Below are 18,688 nucleotides of genomic sequence, written 5' to 3'. Positions count from 1 at the left end.
CGGGCCAGAGCCCTGCAAACCACACTACCGAGCGCCAATCGGAAGCTTTTCCTTACAACCCCCACATCAACCCGAATCCATGGCGCAGAACGCGGCTTTTCGTAAAGCCTCCTTTACAAGGCGTAACATATTTTTTCCACAACAGATCTTTCTGGAGGTCGCCTGCAAATTGACGGCAGCCCCATTCCTACCGATGAGGCAGCGTTAGCGTTTTGTTTTTAATTGAAAAAACAGACACCAAAAAACAGAATAAAAATTTCATACAATCTGAATTTAAATTTTAAATTGTATTTTAAAAAGTACTGAACTAGGTTTCCAACCACTTGCCGGGATCCAACGCCCAACAAGTCAGCGGCAGCTTGATTCGGTCAGCATGATTTATTCATACACTGAAAATAGCTCCGCCATTCAACCTTAAAGTCATCTGGGAGATTCACTATGCAAGCAATGGATAAAGACCTGGAAACTGAACTGCAACTGGACGATTGGTTTGAAGCGCCTACCCATGACGCTGCCGTTGAAATGATGCAAGCCGACGCAGTCGTTCCGTTCGGCACGGCGATGTGGCCTTAATAAGACATCCAGGCGGGTACGAGCCGGCCGGTCGTACCCGCCACTATTCGCTGACTGTCAGGGAGGATTCATGGATAGACTCCGCGCCATTTCGCATTTCCTTTACTACCTCGAACACCACCCTGCCCTCGTTGGCGTACGCCCGGCCAAGGTCTTGCTTGGGCATACGCAACCTTACGAGGCGTTGACTGGCGCGATCATCGAGCAAGCGTCCAACGAGCCATTTCACTTCAGTACCATGCGCCTGGACCTCGAATCGACCCAAACCCTGGCGCAGGCGATTGCCGACTGCGATCTGTACATTTTCTTCTACGACTCGTCGACCCTGCCCAACCCGCGCCCGGACGGCCCCGACTTTGTTCGCGCGCTGCAAAGCGTCATGGCCGACAACTGGAAAAAGTCGCTGCTGTTCAAGGATTACGGCGATTACTTCTACGACACCTTCAGCGTTACACCGCAACGTATCGCCGGGCTTAACGGCCACCTGATCCAGCGTATGTCCCAGGCCACGACCCTGAGCTTCAGTGATCGGCTCGGCTCTTACTTCGAGACGCCGCTGAGCAGCATCAAGAAGTGGACCAATATCAACGGCGTCGGCAACTTCGACCTGGCGCCCGGCGAGATCGCCACCCACAGCGAAGCCATCAATGGCCAGGTAAAGTTCGTCGGCACCTTCCTCGGCACCATCCCCTTCGCCCGCAAATATGGCGTGCTCGAATCGCCGCTGGAGTTGTGGATCGAGAACTCGACCATCAGCCGAATCGCCACGCAAGTGCCGGGACTGGAACATGACTTCAACAAATACCTGGATGCCAACCCGTCCAACCGACGCATCGAGGAGTTGGGGATCGGCACCAACGAGGGCGTCAAGGACCTGTATGCGCGCAACGCCGGCTTCGAAGAGCGCCATTGCGGCCTTCACCTGGGATTGGGTGGCGGCGCCAAGGGCAGCCATCACCTGGACCTGATCTTCGCCAGTGGTGTGCTGGCGCTGGATGACAAGCCGGTGTTTGATGGGCGGTTTGTGTTTTAAGCGAGTTCAGTGGTGACGCGGCTGACGTCATCGCGGGCAAGCCCGCTCCCACATTTAAGTGCATTTATCTGAACGATCTCGGCCACCTGTGGGAGCGAGCTTGCTCGCGATGACAAACTCAAAAACACTACGTCACTAAAGCCAGGACAAAAAAAACGCCAACCCGAGGGTTGGCGTTTTTTATGGGAGCTGACCGATTATTCCGGCTTGCGACGACCAAAGCCTGGGCGTTGACCAGAACCGGCCGGTGCGCCGCGACGCTTGCCCGATGGCGCATCACGGTCGACCAGGACGATGCCCGGACGCTTTTTCGGCGCCGGTTTGGCCGGGCGCTTGGTGTCGGACGGACGGTCTGCCACTGGCGTACCACGACCCGACTCACCACGACCTGCCGGAGCACCACGATCACTGCGACCACCGGCTGGAGCGCCGCGGCCTTCGCCACGTTCAGTGCGACCGTTGGCCGGACGCGGAGTGCGTGGACCGCGCTCGCCGTCCTGACGTGGCGCAGGCTTGCGTGCCGGACGCTCGCCTTCGATCTGCGGCTCGCGCACTGGACGCGGGCCAGCAGCCGCTGGAGCACCGGTCGCTGGACGCAGGGTCCGCACGCGCTCGCTCTTGCCGACCGGGCGGGACGACTTGCGCTGCATACGCTCAAGCTTGTCTTTGCTCTTGGCGTTCATTTGCGGCATGGCCACCGGGGTCAAACCGACTTCAGCACTCAGTACGTCGACTTCGTACTGGCTCATTTCGCGCCAGCGGCCCATCGGCAGGTCGGAGTTGAGGAACACCGGGCCGAAACGCACGCGCTTCAGACGGCTGACCACCAGACCCTGGGATTCCCACAGACGTCGAACTTCGCGGTTACGACCTTCCATCACCACGCAGTGGTACCAGTGGTTGAAACCTTCGCCACCCGGCGCCTGCTTGATGTCGGTGAACTTCGCCGGGCCGTCTTCGAGAACAACGCCGGCCTTCAGGCGCTCGATCATTTCATCGTCGACTTCACCACGCACACGTACCGCGTACTCGCGGTCCATTTCGTAGGAAGGGTGCATCAGGCGGTTGGCCAGCTCACCGTCGGTGGTGAACATCAACAAACCGGTGGTGTTGATGTCCAGACGACCGATGTTGATCCAGCGGCCTTCTTTCGGGCGCGGCATCTTGTCGAACACGGTCGGACGGCCTTCCGGGTCGTCACGGGTGCAGATTTCGCCGTCGGGTTTGTTGTACATGATCACGCGGCGGACCGATTCGGCCGCTTCTTCACGCTTGATCACCTTGCCATCGATGGTGATGGCGTCGTGCAGGTCGACTCGCAGGCCAAGGGTGGCATCTTTGCCGTTGACCTTGATCCGGCCATGACTGATCCAGGCTTCTACGTCGCGGCGCGAGCCGACGCCGATACGGGCGAGGACTTTCTGCAGTTTTTCGCCTGCTGGGCCGATTTCCTGGTCGTCTTTCTGGTCGTTGATACTCATCTGGGCACCTCCCGGTGTGGTCTGTTCAGGCCTGGCCTGAAGAGTTGAAATCTGGTCTTTGGGCGAAGGGATCGCCAAAGGGTCGCGAATCATACGCGGATGACGCCGCTCGCGCATCAGAGACTAGCGGATAAACGGTCGGATAATTGTTTTTCCGCCGACCGGTGGTGCCAAGGTTCATCAGACACTGGAGTCATTGTGGGAGCGAGCTTGCTCGCGATAGCGGTGTATCAGGCAACATTGATGTCGACTGACACTCCCTCATCGCGAGCAAGCTCGCTCCCACAGGGGCTGTGTCAATCTTCGAGCGAGCGGCGTTCGTTCTCGATCGCTTCGGCAAGGGCCTGGGCTTCGGCTTCTTCATCGCTCAGTTCGGGTGCGGGTTTGGGCTGTTCCAGTGCGGCGACGGCGGCGAGGAGTTTCTCGCGAGCTTCGGCAACGCCCAGGATGTCATCTTCAGCCTCTTCCTCAACGTCCGAGGACTCTTCCTCAACCTCTTCGGCTTCTGCCTGACGCTCGGCCTCTACCACCACCTCGACAGGCGCATCAACGGGCGACTGAGGCTCGCTGTCGCTGACCGCGCCATCACGCAGCAAGTCGTCGAAATCGGTCTTGATCCCCTCTTCCATCGAATCCAGTTCGAGCAACAAGGTATGGAAACTGGTCTCGTCTTTCGGTTCTTCCGGCTCGGCACTGGCATCGGCCAGTTCTTGCAGGCCCTGCGGCACCGGCGCGTCGTCGAACTCGAGCATCGGCTCGGGCTCCAGCTCGCGCAGTTCGGCCAGCGGTGGCAGGTCGTCGAGGTTCTTCAGGTTGAAATGATCGAGGAACGCCTTGGTGGTGGCGAACATCGCCGGCTTGCCCGGTACGTCGCGATAACCGACGATCCTGATCCACTCACGCTCCAGCAGGGTTTTGACGATGTGGCTGTTGACCGCCACGCCGCGCACATCCTCGATTTCGCCACGGGTGATCGGCTGGCGATAGGCGATCAAGGCCATGGTCTCCAGCATCGCTCGGGAATAGCGCTGCGGACGTTCTTCCCACAGACGTCCGACCCACGGCGCGAACTTTTCGCGAATTTGCAGACGGTAGCCCGAGGCGACTTCCTTCAGCTCAAAAGCCCGACCGTCGCAGGATTTCGCGAGAATCGCCAAGGCCTTCTTGAAGACCGGCGGCTCCGGGCGCTCGCCCTCTTCGAAGAGTTCGAACAGACGCTCCATCGACTGCGGCTTTCCCGAGGCCAACAGAAAGGCTTCAAGCAATGGCGCCAGCTCGCGGGGTTCACTCAGATTCATTGATTTTGCTCGTTATTCGGCTCGCGCCCGCACATGGATAGCCGCAAACGGCTCATTCTGTACCAGCTCGACCAAGGATTCCTTGACCAGTTCGAGGATCGCCATGAATGTCACGACCACACCCAAGCGTCCTTCTTCGGCGGTGAACAGCTCGACAAAAGGCACAAAACCGCCGCCCTTGAGCCGTTCCAGCACATCGCTCATACGCTCGCGGGTCGACAACGCCTCGCGGCTGACCTGATGGCTTTCGAACATATCGCCGCGGCGCAGCACCTCGGCCATGGACATCAGCAACTCTTCCAGACTCACGTCCGGCAGCAACTTGCGCGCCATCGCCTGCGGGGCATCGAGCTTGGGCACCACCACATCGCGGCCGACCCGGCTCAGGCCGTCGATGCCTTCAGCGGCCGCCTTGAAGCGCTCGTACTCCTGCAAGCGACGGATCAGCTCGGCACGCGGATCGTCTTCTTCCTCTTCGATCTCGGCCGAGCGCGGCAGCAGCATCCGCGACTTGATCTCGGCGAGCATCGCCGCCATCACCAGGTACTCGGCGGCCAGTTCCAGGCGCACCGACTGCATCAATTCGACATAGCCCATGTACTGCCGGGTAATTTCCGCCACCGGAATGTCGAGGATATTGATGTTCTGCTTGCGGATCAGGTACAGCAGCAAGTCGAGCGGGCCTTCGAAGGCCTCGAGGAAGACTTCCAGCGCGTCCGGCGGAATGTACAGGTCCAGCGGCATTTCCATGACCGCCTGGCCGTAAACCATGGCGAACGGCAGCTCTTGCTGTGCCCCGGCCTGGCTATCGACGGGTTCTACTGCGGACATCTAGGCCTCAACCGTAAACGGCGCGGGGTCACCGCAACCGACGCGAATCACTTCTGGTTCGCCGTCGGCCAGGTTGATCACCGTGGAAGCTTTGATTCCGCCAAAACCGCCGTCGATGATCAGGTCGACCTGATGCTCAAGCAACTGACGCATTTCATACGGATCACTCAACGGGTCGGTGTCACCGGGCATGATCAGGGTCACGCTCATCAGCGGTTCGCCCAGCTCCTCGAGTAACGCCAGGGCAATCGGATGGCTCGGCACCCGCAAACCGATGGTGCGCTTCTTCGGGTGCAGTAGCAGACGCGGCACTTCGCGGGTGGCGTTGAGAATAAACGTGTACGGCCCCGGCAGGTGGGCCTTGAGCAAGCGGAAGGTGCCGGTGTCGATCTTGGCGAACAGCCCCAATTGTGACAAGTCGCTGCAAATCAGTGCGAAATTGTGCTTTTCATCCAGCTGACGCAACCGGCGCACGCGCTCCACAGCGTTCTTGTCACCGATCTGGCAACCAATGGCGTAGGACGAGTCAGTGGGATAAATCACCACCCCGCCGTTGCGGATGATCTCGACAGCCTGTTTGATCAGGCGCGCTTGCGGGTTTTCCGGATGAATCTGGAAAAATTGACTCACATTGTCTACCTGTTCAGACGGCAATAACGGCTGGGTCATGTTTGAACCGACACCAAAGTGGTGGCAGGTCCTCCGGGAGTGGGCGGTACTCGCCGATCTCGGACCAGCCTCCGGGTCCATGGAAATCACTGCCGGCACTGACCAGCAGACCGAACTCACGCGCAAGAATAGCCAGGCTGCCAACCTGCTCGGCTGGTTGATGGCCATTGACCACTTCAATTGCGTGGCCGCCTGCTTGAATATAGTCCGCAATCAGGCGACGGCGTTTGCTGCGAGTGAAATCATAGTGCCAAGGGTGTGCCAGGCTGACCCAGGCCCCGGCAGCGCGCAGGGTTTCAACGGTTTCTTCCAGGGTCGGCCAGTGCTGCTTGACGTCCCCCAGCTTGCCGGCGCCCAGCCACTTGCGGAAGGCTTCAGCACGGTCCTTGACGAAGCCTGCACGGACCAGATAGTCGGCAAAGTGCGGTCGGGCCGGCGCATTGCCGCTGTCACCAAGCTCCTGCTGGATCGCCCGCGCGCCTTCCAGCGCGCCCGGCATGCCCTTGAGTTCGAGCTTGCGGCTGATTTCTTCGGACCTCAGCCAGCGCCCGTCACGCAATTTGGCAATCGCCTCGACCAACGCAGGGGCATTGACGTCGAACCCGTAACCGAGCACATGAATGGTCGCGCCCCCCCAGGTGCAGGACAATTCGACACCGTTGATCAGTTGCATCCCCAGCGCAACCGCAGCGCTGCGGGCCTCGTCGAGGCCTTCAAGGGTGTCGTGATCGGTCAAGGCCAGGACTCGCACGCCTTTCTCGAACGCACGCGCAACCAGTACCGCAGGCGCCAGGGCGCCATCGGAGGCCGTGCTATGGCAGTGCAAATCAACATTCACAGGACTGTGTACCCTCAAATCAGCTGGCGCTTTCGCGACTCAATATGTTTGTTATTATGCCGCCACATCCTGCTTCTGGCTGCCACTGTGAAACAATTCATCGACTTCATCCCGCTTCTGCTGTTTTTCATCGTCTTCAAAATCGATCCACGGGTCGTCGACATCGCTGGTCATCCAGTGACGGTAGGTGGCATTTACAGTGCCACCGCGATGCTGATCACCAGCTCCCTGGTGGTCTACGGCACGCTGTTCATCAAACAGCGCAAGCTGGAGAAGAGCCAGTGGCTGACCCTGATTGCCTGCCTGGTCTTCGGTAGCCTGACCCTGGCTTTCCACAGCGAAACCTTCCTTAAATGGAAAGCGCCGGTGGTCAACTGGCTGTTCGCCCTGGCCTTTATCGGCAGCCACTTCGTCGGCGAGCAGTTGCTGATCAAACGCATCATGGGCCACGCGCTGACCCTGCCGGACCTGGTCTGGACCCGTTTGAACATCGCCTGGATCGGCTTTTTCCTGTTTTGCGGCGCGGCCAACCTGTTCGTTGCGTTCACCTTCCAGGACTATTGGGTCGATTTCAAAGTCTTCGGCAGCCTGGGCATGACCCTGCTGTTCCTGGTCGGCCAGGGCATTTACCTGTCCCGCCACCTGCACGACGCCGATACTTCTACGCCAAAAACCGAGGACTGACATGCTTTACGCAATCATTGCTACAGACGTCGCCAACTCCCTGGAAAAGCGCCTGGCTGCGCGCCCTGCCCACCTTGAGCGGCTGCAACAGCTCAAGGCCGAAGGCCGCGTGGTTCTGGCAGGCCCGAACCCTGCCATCGACAGCAATGACCCGGGCGCAGCAGGTTTCACCGGCAGCCTGATCGTCGCCGAGTTCGCCTCCCTGGAAGCCGCCAAGGCCTGGGCCGACGCCGACCCGTATATCGCCGCTGGCGTCTACGCCAACGTTCTGGTCAAACCGTTCAAGCAAGTCCTGCCATAACCCAGCCTCTGCGCGATGAACCTTCGGTTCATCGCGTGTTCAATTGCTCATTATTCTCGTTTCACGGCCGACAACCTGCCCAACACTCGATTGGAATCAGGAGTCTCGATGCGCCAAGGTCCGCTGTGCCTGCTGTTGGTCACGTTATCGATCGGGGCCTTCGCCCATGCCGAAGAGCATTCGGACTCAGGCTATTCAACGCCTCTGTCGTTAAGCGCCGGAAGCCAGATCACCGAATTGCAGCAGCGTTTGAAAGAAAGCGAGCGGCAACGGGAAGAGCTGAACAAACAACTGCAAAATGCCGATAACGAACGCGAAAGCGCCTTGCTGGGCCGATTACGCCAAGAGAATCAGCGCCTCAAGCTGCAACTCAAGGAAGTCCAGGCAAACCCGCTGCCGCGCCTGCTGACCGATCAACAGCAGTGGTTCGTCACTGGCGCCGGAGTAGCGCTATTGGCCCTGCTCTGCGGTATCTTCGCCAGTGGTGGACGTAGAAAACGTCGGCAATGGCTAAATTGAGTGAGTCATGAGCGAGCTGTTACTAATTGATGATGACCAGGAGCTGTGTGAGCTCCTGAGCAGTTGGCTAAGCCAGGAAGGTTTTGTCGTGCGCGCTTGCCACGACGGTATGAGTGCGCGCCGCGCCTTGGCCGAGTCCGCGCCGGCAGCGGTGGTACTGGACGTGATGCTGCCCGACGGCAGCGGTCTGGAGCTGCTCAAGCAGTTGCGCAACGACCACCCGGATTTGCCGGTGGTGATGCTCTCGGCTCGTGGCGAGCCGCTGGACCGGATCCTCGGGCTGGAACTGGGCGCCGACGATTACCTGGCCAAGCCTTGTGATCCCCGTGAGCTGACTGCGCGCCTGCGTGCGGTGCTGCGGCGCAGTCATCCGGCGGCGGTGTCCAGCCAGATGGAGCTCGGCGACCTGTGCTTCAGCCCGGTCCGTGGCGTGGTCAGCATCGACGAACAGGAATTCACCCTGACCGTCTCTGAAAGTCGCCTGCTCGAAGCCCTGCTCAAGCAACCCGGCGAACCGCTGGACAAGCAGGAACTGGCGCAGATCGCCCTCGGACGCAAGCTGACCCTGTACGACCGAAGCCTGGACATGCACGTCAGCAACCTGCGCAAAAAAATCGGCCCGCACCCCGACGGCCGCCCACGCATCGTTGCCCTGCGCAGCCGCGGTTATTACTACAGCCTCTGAACACCACACGGCCCCTGTAGCAGCTGGCGCAGCCTGCGTTCGGCTGCGAAGCAGTCGTGAAATCAGGCACCGCAGTGCTCAGGTGGACCGAGCCAACAGGGTTTACGACCGCTACGCGGCCGAACGCAGGCTCGCGGGCTCGCCAGCTGCTACGAGAACTCTGTTTTGTCAGGTCAGCGCAAAACCGTCTTTACCCAAGCTTTACGCTCCGCTGACCGCCGCTGACCTTGATTTGCGTAATCTGTACTCATCCGGAACACACCGGGAACGAGACAAGGAGACACACCATGCGCAAGACCCTTATCGCTTTGATGTTCGCCGCTGCACTGCCAACCATTGCCATGGCTGCACCAGAAGGCCAAGGCCCGATGGGCCCAATGGAAGGCCACGGATACAGCGAGCACATGCACGGCGGCAAAGGCATGTACAGAGAACTGGATCTGAGCCATGAACAACGCGAGCAGATTCGCAAACTGATCGGCGAGCAGATGCATGCGCGTAAAGAGTTGGTCGAGCAGTACCTGCAAAAACTCTCGCCAGCCGATCAGCAGGCCATGAAAGACCAAATGGCGGCCGGCCGCCAGAAAACCGAGAAGGACATTCGTGCCCTGCTCAAGCCGGACCAACAGCAGAAGTTCGATGCGATCCAAAAGAAGCAGGCCGAGCGCAAAGCCGAATGGGCCGAGTTTCAGGCGTGGAAAGCCCAGCAACCGAAAAAAACGCAATAATGTTCTAGCGCTACTTCCCAGCCCAATGGTCAATCGCCATTGGGCTTTCTTTGTTTGAGGACTTCCCGTGCGTTCACTGTTCTGGCGCATCCTTGCCAGTTTCTGGCTGGCCATCGCTCTGGTTGCAGGGTTGTCGATCCTGCTCGGGCACATGCTGAACCAGGATGCCTGGATTCTCAGTCGCCACCCGGGTCTCAATACCCTGGCGCAAGAGTGGACGCAGCTCTACGAAGAAAAAGGCGAGGACGCGGCGCAAGCCTTGCTCGAACAACGCAAACGGCGTTACCACATCGATGTTCAGGTGCTGAACGAAGGTGGTGACCCGGTGGTACGCGGGACCTTTCCTCGCCGCGCGGCAGCCTTGGAAGCACGGCAGAACGACAACCCCGACGACAGCGGCCGCCACCTGCCCTGGCGGCGCCTGACCGTCGAGTACACCAGCCCGAAAACCGCTGAAACTTACTTGCTGATCTACCGTATTCCGCATCCAGAGCTCAACGCCTGGCACCGCAACAGCCTGCTTTGGCCCCTCAGTGCGCTGTCGATTGCCTTGGTGGTGCTGACGCTGTTCAGCCTGCTGGTGACGCTGTCCATCACCCGCCCGTTGAGCCGTTTACGCGGTGCGGTGCATGACCTCGGTCAGACGGCCTATCAGCAAAACAGCCTGGCGCGGCTGGCCAATCGGCGTGACGAGTTTGGTGTGCTGGCCAACGACTTCAACCGCATGGGCGCACGCCTGCAAAGCCTGATCGGCAGCCAGCGGCAGCTGCTGCGCGACGTGTCTCACGAACTGCGTTCGCCGTTGGCCCGGTTGCGTATCGCCCTGGCGCTTGCGGAGCGGGCCGGCCCCGAAGAACGCGAAAAGCTCTGGCCACGATTGACCCGCGAATGTGATCGCCTGGAAGCACTGATCAGTGAAATTCTGGTGCTGGCACGGGTCGACGCCGACAACGCGAGTGCCGAAGAGGTCGACCTCAATGCGCTACTCAATACGGTGCAAAAAGACGCTCAGCTTGGCGCGCCAGAGCAAAGCATCCGTATCGAAGCCGAACGGCAATTAAGCCTCAAAGGCTGGCCGACCATGATCGAGCGGGCGTTAGACAACCTGTTGCGCAACGCCCAGCGCTTCAATCCGGCGGGACAACCGATTGAACTGCTGGCATTGCGTCAGGGGGATCGGATTGTGGTCAGCGTGCGCGACCATGGCCCTGGTGTAGAGGCCGAGCATTTAAGCCAACTGGGGGAGCCGTTTTTTCGGGCACCCGGGCAGACGGCCGCCGGACATGGCCTGGGACTGGCCATCGCCCGTCGCGCCGCAGAGCGCCACGGCGGCAGCCTGATTCTGGCCAATCACCCGGAGGGTGGATTCATCGCCAGCCTGGAGTTGCCGTTGGAACCCGGCGCAGCCGTACAACCCTGAAACCTGTGGGATCTTGTGGGAGCGAGCTTGCTCGCGATAGCGTCCTGACAGTCACATCTATGTTGAATGTGCCGACGTTATCGCGAGCAAGCTCGCTCCCACATTAAATCAATCTGCCAATGACTCAGGGCTTGGCAGGCCAGGCGCTGACAAACTCGGCGAGATCGACTTTCCCGGCCACACGCGGTTCGTTCTGCGGTGTGCCCAGGTAAAGGAACGCAATCACCTCTTCACCTTCCGCCAGGCCCAGCCCCTGGGCCACATGCTCCGAATAGACCAGCTCGCCGGTGCGCCATACCGCGCCAATACCCTGAGCGTAAGCCGCCAGCAAGATCGCGTGGGCTGCGCAACCGGCGGCCAGCAACTGCTCGGATTTCGGTACTTTGACGTGGTCTTGCACACGCGCTACCACAACGACCACCAACGGCGCCCGCAGCGGGCCGTTACGCGCCTTGTCCACCAGGGCCTGAGGCACATCGGCGTCTTGCAGGCGTGCTGCCTGCGCCAGTATCTCGCCCAATTGCTCGCGCGCCGCGCCTTCGACCGTCAGAAAACGCCACGGCTGCAAATGCCCGTGATCCGGTGCGCGCATGGCCGCGGAAAACAACACTTCCCGTTGTGCAGCGGTGGGCGCCGGGTCGAGCAAACGCGGAACGGATACACGGTTGAGCAAAGCGTCGAGAGCCTGCATCGGCCACCTCCTGAAAAAAATGTCTGGCTATTCTAGCGGCAACTGCCGTCGGGGTGCCGGTTTACATGCCCCGCCTCGCAGGTAGAATGGCGCCCTTCCCTATCAGCCCGAGCGGACCTCATGGCGTTGCCGACCCTACGGATTATTGGTTTCATCATCGGCATCTTCCTGATTACCCTGGCCATCAGCATGGTCGTGCCGATGGCAACCCTGCTGATTTACGACCGCACCAGCGACCTGCCGTCGTTCCTCTGGGCCAGCATGATTACCTTTGTCGCCGGTCTGGCGCTGGTCATTCCCGGGCGACCAGAGCATATACACCTGCGCCCGCGGGACATGTACCTGCTCACGGTGTCGAGTTGGGTAGTGGTCTGCATATTCGCGGCATTGCCGTTCCTGCTGACCCAGCACATCAGTTACACCGACTCGTTTTTCGAAAGCATGTCGGGCATCACCGCCACCGGTTCTACTGTGCTCAGCGGCCTGGACAGCATGTCTCCAGGCATCCTGATGTGGCGTTCGTTGCTGCACTGGCTGGGTGGTATCGGCTTTATCGGCATGGCGGTCGCCATTCTGCCACTGCTACGCATCGGCGGCATGCGGCTGTTTCAGACTGAGTCGTCGGATCGTTCCGAAAAAGTCATGCCGCGTTCGCACATGGTGGCCCGGCTGATCGTCGCCGCCTACGTCGGCATCACCATCCTCGGTAGCCTGGCGTTCTGGTGGGCGGGCATGAGCCCGTTCGATGCCGTCAACCATGCGATGTCGGCAATATCCACCGGCGGTTTCTCCACCTCCGACCAGTCCCTGGCCAAGTGGACGCAACCGGCCGTGCACTGGGTCGCGGTGGTGATCATGATTCTCGGCAGCCTGCCGTTTACCTTGTACGTGGCAACCTTGCGCGGCAATCGGCGGGCGTTGATCAAGGATCAGCAAGTGCAGGGATTGCTCGGCATGCTGCTGGTTACCTGGCTGGTACTCGGCACCTGGTACTGGTGGACTACCAACCTGCATTGGCTGGACGCACTGCGCCACGTTGCGCTGAACGTCACCTCGGTGGTCACCACCACCGGTTTTGCACTGGGAGACTACAGTCTGTGGGGCAACTTCTCACTGATGCTGTTCTTCTACCTGGGCTTTGTCGGTGGTTGCTCGGGTTCGACCGCTGGCGGGATCAAGATCTTCCGCTTCCAGGTGGCCTTTATCCTGCTCAAGGCCAACCTTAACCAACTGATCCACCCGCGTGCGGTGATCAAGCAGAAGTACAACGGTCATCGTCTCGACGAAGAAATTGTTCGCTCGATCCTGACGTTTTCGTTCTTCTTTGCGATCACCATCTGCGCCATCGCCCTGGCGCTATCGCTGCTGGGCGTGGACTGGATGACCGCCCTGACCGGTGCCGCCAGTACGGTTTCCGGAGTGGGTCCGGGGCTGGGTGAAACCATCGGCCCGTCCGGTAACTTTGCCAGCCTGCCCGACGCCGCCAAGTGGATTCTGTCCCTCGGCATGCTGCTCGGCCGACTGGAGATCATTACCGTGTTTGTGCTGTGTATCCCGGCATTTTGGCGTCACTGAGTTCTTTGGGCGCATCCATCAACCGCATCCGGTATTCGCCGGGTGTGGTCTCGAACCAGCGCCGAAACGCCCGGAAGAAATTGCTCGGATCGGCGAACCCCAACAGGTAGGCGATTTCCAGCAGGGTCATGTTCGGTTGCGCCAGGTACTGCTCGGCCAACTCACGTCGCGTGTCGTCGAGCAGCGTCTGAAAACTCGTGCCCTCTTCCTGCAGGCGTCGCTGCAAGGTGCGCTGGGACAAGTGCAGGGTTTGCGCCACCGTATCGCGCTTGGGCTCGCCTTGCGGCAGCAGGCGACAGAGCACTTGCCGTGCCTTGTGGGTCACCCGGCTTTCAGAAAACCGCGCCAGGTATTCGCCGGCAAACCGGTCATGCAACAACGCCATGGCCTCGTTGGCAGTCGGCAACGGGGCTTCCATGTCCGCCTGTTCGAAAATCAGCGCGTCATAGGGCGCGTTGAATTCCAGCGGCGCATGAAAGGCTAATTGGTAGGGTGCGAGGTCTTTGGGTTGATCGCCCTGCATCAATACTTTGCGTGGCTGCAGAGTGCGCCCGGTCAGCCAGCCGCACAGGCCCAGCGCGCAAGCGAGTGACGCTTCGGCACTTTGTCGTGTGGGTGGCAGATGGTCGCCATGCACCGTCAGAATCAATGCATAACCTTCGGGTAACAGGCGAAAACTCAGGTCGGCGCTTTCGGCGATGATCCGCTGATAACGCACCAGGCGCTGAAAGCCTTCCGCCAGGGTCTGGCTCGACATCAACGCATAACCGACCACATGAAACGATGCCGGGCGGACCAACTTGCCCATGTTCAGGCCGATCGCCGGGTTGCCGGACAGCTCTACCGCGCGCTGCCAGAGCCGCGTCATCGAATCTTGCGGAAAGCGCGCATCCGGATCATCCAGCGCCGCGTAGTCGAGCCCCAACTGTTTGAACAAGACCCGGCAATCCAGGCCGTCCATCTCCAGTGCTTTGACAATCCCCATCGCCCAGCTTGCAGAAGTCGTTCGTTCGCTCATGGCGTTTTCTTACTTGATGAGCCGCGTGTCACGGCCAATTTCAGAAGGATACTAAAGTGGCGCCCAAGGTCACTGGCTGTTGCCACTGATGACTCTAGACTTAAATAAGCTGCCCGCAGAACATCCGCTCGGCAACACAATAACCACAGAGAATGCAGTCGTGGAAAACATCAAACGTTTCAGCAGCTTCGCCGAGTTTTACCCGTATTACCTCAGCGAACACAGCAACAGTGCCTGCCGACGCCTGCACTTTGTCGGCACCAGCCTGGTGATTTTCATCCTCGCCTTCGCTATCGGCAAAGGTACCTGGATGTTGTTGCTGGCCCTGCCTCTGGCCGGCTACAGCTTCGCCTGGGTCGGCCACTTCTTCTTCGAAAGGAATCGCCCGGCGACATTCCAGCATCCGCTTTACAGCCTGCTCGGCGACTTCGTGATGTACCGCGACATGATCCTCGGCAAAGTGCCTTTCTAGGCTCGCCGGGCCATCAAGCCGTCCCACATGGCCAGTGCAGCATTGGATCCAAGACCTACACTGCACGACGCCCCTTCGAAAACAATAAGAGGATAGCCGATGAATGCGCACGCCCGCTTCACCCACATGAAGGATGGTACGCAGGAAGACTGGGCGATCATCGCCGCAGACTTCAGTACCTACGCCAAGCAATTACCGACACGGATTGTGGCGCACCTGAAACTGCTGGAGGGTGATTTTGGCGGTTTCCCGGTCGATCGGCTGACCCACTCACTGCAAACCGCCACCCGCGCCTGGCGCGATGGCCGGGATGAGGAATACGTGGTGTGTGCGCTGCTCCACGACATTGGCGATACCCTTGGTTCCTACAACCACCCGGACATTGCGGCGGCGATCCTCAAGCCATTCGTCAGCGCTGAAAACCTGTGGATGGTGGAAAAGCACGGGATTTTCCAGGGCTATTACTTCTTCCATCACCTGGGCATGGACCGGCATCTGCGCGAGCAATTTCGCGAACACCCGCAGTACCGGCAAACCATCGAGTTCTGCGCCACGTATGACGCGGCAGCCTTTGATCCGGACTACGAGACCCTGCCGCTGAGTTACTTCGAACCGATGATGGAACGCCTGTTTGCCCGACCGAAAAATTCGATCTACACGGCGGCGATGGAAGAATACGCACCGGTCTGAAAATCCGCGGACCGCTATGCGGTCCATCGCGGGCAAGCCCGCTCCCACACTGGATCGTAGGTGGCCACAGATTTGTGGCCTTGCACCCATCACATGTGGGAGCGAGCTTGCTCGCGATGGGGCCGGATCAGGCAGCAAAAATCTCGCGGCTTACACCGGCTCTGCGACCTTCACCAATTCCGCTTTCAATTGTGCCTCTCGCGCCTGCGCATCCGCCAACCGATACAACTCGATCGAGCCGTCCCAATGCTCGATCAAAGCCGTGCATGACTCCACCCAATCCCCGCAATTGAGGTAGTCCACCTCGCCGACCTTGCGGATCTCCGCATGGTGGATGTGCCCGCAAACCACCCCGTGCAGCTCGCGTTTGACGCACTCGTGGGCGATCGCCTCTTCGAAATCGCTGATGAAGCTGACGGCGGTTTTGACTTTGTGCTTGAGGTACGCCGACAACGACCAGTAACCGTAGCCGTACCGTGCGCGCCAGTGATTGAGCCAGCGGTTGAGGGTCAGGGTGAACTCGTAGGCCGAGTCGCCGAGAAACGCCAGCCAGCGGTGATAACGCGTGATCACATCGAACTGATCGCCATGAATCACCAACAGGTGCCGGCCATCCGCAGTGACGTGAACCGCCTCGTCCACCAATTGGATGTTGCCCAGGATCAGCTTCGAATAGCGCCGCAGAAACTCATCGTGGTTGCCGGTGACGTAAATAACCTCGGTGCCGCGCTTGCTCATGGTCAGCAAACGGCGAATGACGTTGGTGTGAGCCTGTGGCCAGTACATGCCGCTGCGCAGCTTCCAGCCATCGATGATGTCGCCGACCAGATAGATCTTGTCAGCCTGATAGCCCTTGAGAAACTGCGACAAATGCTCGGCCTGACAATCCCGGGTGCCGAGGTGCACATCGGAGATCCATAAGGTGCGCACGCGTTGTTTACGGCTGGGTTTGGCAAGTTCGGCGCTGGTCATGGGCAACCTCTGCGGGATTTTCCGCAAGCTTGCACCGCAGCGATTAATAGCCCATGACACAAATACGGCAGTCTGATGACAACCCGAACCCAGGCGCGGCCGGTGTAGACTGCGAGTCTGCCCAGGAGACTGCGATGAGACCGATCCTCACGCTACGCCAATACACTCACGACCTGATCGTCCACAGCCACGACCACGCGCAACTGGTGTTCGGCCTGTCGGGCGCGCTCGACTTCGAGGTCGGCGGTCATGGCAGCCAGGTGGTACAGCAAAGTTTTGTGGTCGTACCGGCAGGCGCTCATCACGCCTGCGGTAGCCCGAATGGCAGCCGCTGCCTGGTGCTCGATGTGCCGAGCGATCAATGGGTTTCGCAATCATTGGGCGAGCATGCCGATGCCAGTCGGCGCTTGCTCGACAACCCCGGACGCTTGCCGCTGGACGCCGGACAAAGCCAACTGGTGAGCTGGCTGGCGAGCAGCCCGGTCACTGACCCGCTGATCGCCCAGCAAGGCGCCGTGTTGTTGCTTGCCAGCCTCAACAACGCCGCGCCGAGCAGCATCGCCGGGCGCCGCTTGCCTTACGCCGCGCTCAATGCGCACATCGACCAGTACGCCGCCTATCCACTGCAAGTTGCCGATCTGGCGCGCATCGCCGGGCTGTCCAGCGCGCGTCTGCACGCACGCTTTGTCGCTGAATGCGGGCAGACACCGATGGATTACATCCGCAGTCGCCGCCTGCACATCGCGGTGAAGTTGCTGCGTGAATCCGCGCTGCCCATCGGCGAAGTGGCCTGCCGTGTCGGTTATGGCTCCCAGAGTGCCTTCGCCGCGGCGGTGATGCGCGAGTTCGGTGCTTCCCCGGGTGCGCTGCGTCGTACAGCGAGCAAGCGCTAGGCTGACGATAAAAAACGCGAGTTTGACGACAGACAGATCAGGCCGTCACGCGGTTCAATGTCGTCATTGCCTCTATGGATAAAGGATTAAAATGACTCCGCGTACCGCCCTTGGCGCCCTGCATATTGGCGCATTGATGTTTGGCCTGACGGGTGTGTTCGGCAAACTCGCCGCGGCCTCCCCTGCCATCATTGTCTTTGGCCGTGCGGCATTCGCGGTGATCGCTCTGGCATTCTTTGCCCGTTTCGCCAGCAACACTGGTTGGCAGAAACTCGAAGCCGTGGACTGGCGTCGCCTGCTGCTCAGCGGTCTGTTGCTGGCCGGGCATTGGGTGAGCTTTTTCATTGCGGTGAAAGTCGCCGGCGTGGCGATTGCGACCCTGGGCTTCGCCAGTTTCCCGGCGTTCACGGTGATCCTCGAAGGCCTGATCTTCCGCGAGCGAATTCGCACCAATGAAATTCTCCTGGTGGTGCTGGTGAGCGTCGGACTGGTGCTGGTGACCCCGGATTTCGACCTCGCCAGTGAAGCCACCAGCGGTCTGCTCTGGGCGGTGGGCTCGGGCCTGCTGTTCGCCTTGCTGTCCCTGACCAATCGTGCCAGCTCCGGGCGTATACCCGCCGTGCAGGCGGCGCTGTGTCAGAACGTAGTGGTCGCACTCTGTCTGCTGCCGGTGGCGGCACCGGGCTTGAGTGAGGTGCGCGCCATCGACTGGCTATGGATCGGTCTGCTCGGGGTGTTCTGTACCGGCGTCGCCCACAGCCTGTTCGTGGCCAGCCTGGCGGTGATCAAGGCTCGCACCGCCGCGGTGGTATTTGCCCTGGAGCCGGTTTACGGCATCACCGTAGCGTGGCTATTGTTCGGTGAAAACCCGACGCTGCGGATGCTGATCGGTGGCGCGCTGATCATCATCGCGATTGTGGTATCCAGCAGCCTGTCCGGCAGCTCCAGCAAGAAAAACGTGGCGGCCGAAGCCGCTTCTCACTGAGTTCTGTCGTTATGGCCCAGATCGCGATCAGGGTCGATCTGGTCGCGAACGCGCTGTTTGAGCACCTTGGCTTCCGGGAAGCCGCCATCGGCCTTGCGCTCCCAGATCTGTACCCCGTCGCAGGTAATGAAAAACACCCCGCCGGTTCCCGGCACCAGTGAAACTTTTCCCAGGTCGTCAGCGAAGGTGCTGAGCAGCTCCTGGGCCAGCCAGGCGGCGCGCAACAGCCACTGGCATTGCGTGCAGTAAGTGATGACGACTTCCGGTTTGTGTGTGGTCATGGCGCGCTGGACTCCTGAGCTCGATGGCGCCGCTATAATAGCCGCCTTTGC

The 18,688-nt window shown here is 60.1% G+C and carries 22 protein-coding genes; 13 read left to right on the top strand and 9 right to left on the bottom strand.

Annotation, left to right across the window (positions count from 1 at the left end):
- Nucleotides 1-438 precede the first annotated feature (438 nt).
- Together AC1DIG_RS27740 and AC1DIG_RS27735 are read left to right on the top strand one after the other, a co-directional pair.
- A complete protein-coding gene (locus tag AC1DIG_RS27740; protein ID WP_477769882.1) occupies nucleotides 439-573 on the top strand; it encodes a hypothetical protein in 135 nt (44 codons plus the stop codon).
- Between the two features lie 70 nt (nucleotides 574-643).
- Nucleotides 644-1,606, top strand: a complete 963-nt coding sequence (locus tag AC1DIG_RS27735; RefSeq protein ID WP_477769881.1) for a M29 family metallopeptidase — start codon at nucleotides 644-646, stop codon at nucleotides 1,604-1,606.
- A gap of 197 nt (nucleotides 1,607-1,803) precedes the next feature.
- Here the strand turns inward: AC1DIG_RS27735 and rluB are convergent, their stop codons facing one another.
- The 5 genes from rluB to AC1DIG_RS27710 all read right to left on the bottom strand — a co-directional run bounded on the left by rluB (nucleotide 1,804) and on the right by AC1DIG_RS27710 (nucleotide 6,723).
- Nucleotides 1,804-3,087 carry a 23S rRNA pseudouridine(2605) synthase RluB gene (rluB, locus tag AC1DIG_RS27730; RefSeq protein WP_477769880.1) on the bottom strand — a complete coding sequence of 428 codons (1,284 nt, stop codon included), beginning with the start codon at nucleotides 3,085-3,087 and terminating at the stop codon, nucleotides 1,804-1,806.
- A gap of 296 nt (nucleotides 3,088-3,383) precedes the next feature.
- Entirely contained in the window at nucleotides 3,384-4,385 is a 1,002-nt protein-coding gene (gene scpB, locus AC1DIG_RS27725) for an SMC-Scp complex subunit ScpB (protein WP_477769879.1), read from the bottom strand.
- Between the two features lie 12 nt (nucleotides 4,386-4,397).
- The gene (locus tag AC1DIG_RS27720) at nucleotides 4,398-5,096 is read right to left on the bottom strand and encodes a segregation and condensation protein A (RefSeq protein ID WP_173859978.1); all 699 of its coding nucleotides are present in this window, start codon (nucleotides 5,094-5,096) and stop codon (nucleotides 4,398-4,400) included.
- Between the two features lie 120 nt (nucleotides 5,097-5,216).
- A complete protein-coding gene (locus AC1DIG_RS27715) occupies nucleotides 5,217-5,846 on the bottom strand; it encodes an L-threonylcarbamoyladenylate synthase (protein ID WP_054598268.1) in 630 nt (209 codons plus the stop codon).
- A 13-nt stretch (nucleotides 5,847-5,859) separates the two neighbouring features.
- Complete coding sequence (locus tag AC1DIG_RS27710) at nucleotides 5,860-6,723, bottom strand: PHP domain-containing protein (protein WP_054596259.1); 864 nt, start codon at nucleotides 6,721-6,723, stop codon at nucleotides 5,860-5,862.
- Nucleotides 6,724-6,810: 87 nt separating this feature from the next.
- Here AC1DIG_RS27710 and AC1DIG_RS27705 point away from each other — a divergent pair, with 87 nt between their 5' ends.
- The 6 genes from AC1DIG_RS27705 to AC1DIG_RS27680 all read left to right on the top strand — a co-directional run bounded on the left by AC1DIG_RS27705 (nucleotide 6,811) and on the right by AC1DIG_RS27680 (nucleotide 11,060).
- Nucleotides 6,811-7,407, top strand: coding sequence for a septation protein A (locus tag AC1DIG_RS27705; protein ID WP_477769878.1), 597 nt, complete (start codon nucleotides 6,811-6,813; stop codon nucleotides 7,405-7,407).
- A 1-nt stretch (nucleotide 7,408) separates the two neighbouring features.
- Nucleotides 7,409-7,708, top strand: a complete 300-nt coding sequence (locus AC1DIG_RS27700; protein ID WP_477769877.1) for a YciI family protein — start codon at nucleotides 7,409-7,411, stop codon at nucleotides 7,706-7,708.
- Nucleotides 7,709-7,816: 108 nt separating this feature from the next.
- Complete coding sequence (locus AC1DIG_RS27695) at nucleotides 7,817-8,227, top strand: SH3 domain-containing protein (protein ID WP_477769876.1); 411 nt, start codon at nucleotides 7,817-7,819, stop codon at nucleotides 8,225-8,227.
- A gap of 7 nt (nucleotides 8,228-8,234) precedes the next feature.
- Nucleotides 8,235-8,912, top strand: a complete 678-nt coding sequence (locus AC1DIG_RS27690) for a response regulator transcription factor (protein WP_477769875.1) — start codon at nucleotides 8,235-8,237, stop codon at nucleotides 8,910-8,912.
- A gap of 287 nt (nucleotides 8,913-9,199) precedes the next feature.
- A complete protein-coding gene (locus tag AC1DIG_RS27685) occupies nucleotides 9,200-9,640 on the top strand; it encodes a Spy/CpxP family protein refolding chaperone (protein WP_477769874.1) in 441 nt (146 codons plus the stop codon).
- A 67-nt stretch (nucleotides 9,641-9,707) separates the two neighbouring features.
- Entirely contained in the window at nucleotides 9,708-11,060 is a 1,353-nt protein-coding gene (locus AC1DIG_RS27680; protein WP_477769873.1) for a sensor histidine kinase, read from the top strand.
- Nucleotides 11,061-11,184: 124 nt separating this feature from the next.
- Here the strand turns inward: AC1DIG_RS27680 and AC1DIG_RS27675 are convergent, their stop codons facing one another.
- Nucleotides 11,185-11,751 carry an NAD(P)H nitroreductase gene (locus tag AC1DIG_RS27675; protein WP_054596252.1) on the bottom strand — a complete coding sequence of 189 codons (567 nt, stop codon included), beginning with the start codon at nucleotides 11,749-11,751 and terminating at the stop codon, nucleotides 11,185-11,187.
- Nucleotides 11,752-11,871: 120 nt separating this feature from the next.
- On the opposite strand from AC1DIG_RS27675, the gene AC1DIG_RS27670 reads away from it, so the two are divergent.
- Nucleotides 11,872-13,326, top strand: coding sequence for a TrkH family potassium uptake protein (locus tag AC1DIG_RS27670; RefSeq protein WP_477769872.1), 1,455 nt, complete (start codon nucleotides 11,872-11,874; stop codon nucleotides 13,324-13,326).
- On the opposite strand, the gene AC1DIG_RS27665 is transcribed toward AC1DIG_RS27670, so the two are convergent.
- Nucleotides 13,283-14,344, bottom strand: a complete 1,062-nt coding sequence (locus tag AC1DIG_RS27665) for an AraC family transcriptional regulator (RefSeq protein ID WP_477769871.1) — start codon at nucleotides 14,342-14,344, stop codon at nucleotides 13,283-13,285. The genes AC1DIG_RS27670 and AC1DIG_RS27665 overlap by 44 nt on opposite strands.
- 160 nt (nucleotides 14,345-14,504) lie before the next feature.
- Here AC1DIG_RS27665 and AC1DIG_RS27660 point away from each other — a divergent pair, with 160 nt between their 5' ends.
- Both AC1DIG_RS27660 and AC1DIG_RS27655 read left to right on the top strand, forming a co-directional pair.
- The gene (locus AC1DIG_RS27660; RefSeq protein WP_477769870.1) at nucleotides 14,505-14,816 is read left to right on the top strand and encodes an Mpo1-like protein; all 312 of its coding nucleotides are present in this window, start codon (nucleotides 14,505-14,507) and stop codon (nucleotides 14,814-14,816) included.
- Nucleotides 14,817-14,915: 99 nt separating this feature from the next.
- Nucleotides 14,916-15,506, top strand: a complete 591-nt coding sequence (locus AC1DIG_RS27655; protein WP_477769869.1) for an HD domain-containing protein — start codon at nucleotides 14,916-14,918, stop codon at nucleotides 15,504-15,506.
- 150 nt (nucleotides 15,507-15,656) lie between these two features.
- Here the strand turns inward: AC1DIG_RS27655 and AC1DIG_RS27650 are convergent, their stop codons facing one another.
- The gene (locus AC1DIG_RS27650) at nucleotides 15,657-16,478 is read right to left on the bottom strand and encodes a UDP-2,3-diacylglucosamine diphosphatase (RefSeq protein WP_477769868.1); all 822 of its coding nucleotides are present in this window, start codon (nucleotides 16,476-16,478) and stop codon (nucleotides 15,657-15,659) included.
- A gap of 134 nt (nucleotides 16,479-16,612) precedes the next feature.
- Here AC1DIG_RS27650 and AC1DIG_RS27645 point away from each other — a divergent pair, with 134 nt between their 5' ends.
- Nucleotides 16,613-17,371, top strand: coding sequence for a helix-turn-helix transcriptional regulator (locus AC1DIG_RS27645; RefSeq protein ID WP_477769867.1), 759 nt, complete (start codon nucleotides 16,613-16,615; stop codon nucleotides 17,369-17,371).
- A gap of 91 nt (nucleotides 17,372-17,462) precedes the next feature.
- Nucleotides 17,463-18,356 carry a DMT family transporter gene (locus AC1DIG_RS27640; RefSeq protein ID WP_477769866.1) on the top strand — a complete coding sequence of 298 codons (894 nt, stop codon included), beginning with the start codon at nucleotides 17,463-17,465 and terminating at the stop codon, nucleotides 18,354-18,356.
- Here the strand turns inward: AC1DIG_RS27640 and AC1DIG_RS27635 are convergent.
- A complete protein-coding gene (locus tag AC1DIG_RS27635) occupies nucleotides 18,350-18,637 on the bottom strand; it encodes an Rdx family protein (RefSeq protein WP_477769865.1) in 288 nt (95 codons plus the stop codon). The two genes, AC1DIG_RS27640 and AC1DIG_RS27635, sit on opposite strands and share 7 nt — an antisense overlap.
- Nucleotides 18,638-18,688 lie beyond the last annotated feature (51 nt).

The organism is Pseudomonas sp. 05N431 (assembly GCF_056397005.1).
Note: the sequence above shows the minus strand (reverse complement) of the source record. Positions and strands in the feature narration are given on the sequence as shown.

Coding starts and splice junctions, on each gene's coding strand:
- AC1DIG_RS27665 (WP_477769871.1), bottom strand. CDS start 14,344: ATGAGCGAACGAACGACTTCTGCAAGCTGGGCGATGGGGATTGTCAAA.
- AC1DIG_RS27635 (WP_477769865.1), bottom strand. CDS start 18,637: ATGACCACACACAAACCGGAAGTCGTCATCACTTACTGCACGCAATGC.
- AC1DIG_RS27700 (WP_477769877.1), top strand. CDS start 7,409: ATGCTTTACGCAATCATTGCTACAGACGTCGCCAACTCCCTGGAAAAG.
- AC1DIG_RS27645 (WP_477769867.1), top strand. CDS start 16,613: ATGAGACCGATCCTCACGCTACGCCAATACACTCACGACCTGATCGTC.
- AC1DIG_RS27640 (WP_477769866.1), top strand. CDS start 17,463: ATGACTCCGCGTACCGCCCTTGGCGCCCTGCATATTGGCGCATTGATG.
- AC1DIG_RS27670 (WP_477769872.1), top strand. CDS start 11,872: ATGGCGTTGCCGACCCTACGGATTATTGGTTTCATCATCGGCATCTTC.
- AC1DIG_RS27735 (WP_477769881.1), top strand. CDS start 644: ATGGATAGACTCCGCGCCATTTCGCATTTCCTTTACTACCTCGAACAC.
- rluB (WP_477769880.1), bottom strand. CDS start 3,087: ATGAGTATCAACGACCAGAAAGACGACCAGGAAATCGGCCCAGCAGGC.
- AC1DIG_RS27690 (WP_477769875.1), top strand. CDS start 8,235: ATGAGCGAGCTGTTACTAATTGATGATGACCAGGAGCTGTGTGAGCTC.
- AC1DIG_RS27655 (WP_477769869.1), top strand. CDS start 14,916: ATGAATGCGCACGCCCGCTTCACCCACATGAAGGATGGTACGCAGGAA.
- AC1DIG_RS27740 (WP_477769882.1), top strand. CDS start 439: ATGCAAGCAATGGATAAAGACCTGGAAACTGAACTGCAACTGGACGAT.
- AC1DIG_RS27695 (WP_477769876.1), top strand. CDS start 7,817: ATGCGCCAAGGTCCGCTGTGCCTGCTGTTGGTCACGTTATCGATCGGG.
- AC1DIG_RS27685 (WP_477769874.1), top strand. CDS start 9,200: ATGCGCAAGACCCTTATCGCTTTGATGTTCGCCGCTGCACTGCCAACC.
- AC1DIG_RS27675 (WP_054596252.1), bottom strand. CDS start 11,751: ATGCAGGCTCTCGACGCTTTGCTCAACCGTGTATCCGTTCCGCGTTTG.
- AC1DIG_RS27650 (WP_477769868.1), bottom strand. CDS start 16,478: ATGACCAGCGCCGAACTTGCCAAACCCAGCCGTAAACAACGCGTGCGC.
- scpB (WP_477769879.1), bottom strand. CDS start 4,385: ATGAATCTGAGTGAACCCCGCGAGCTGGCGCCATTGCTTGAAGCCTTT.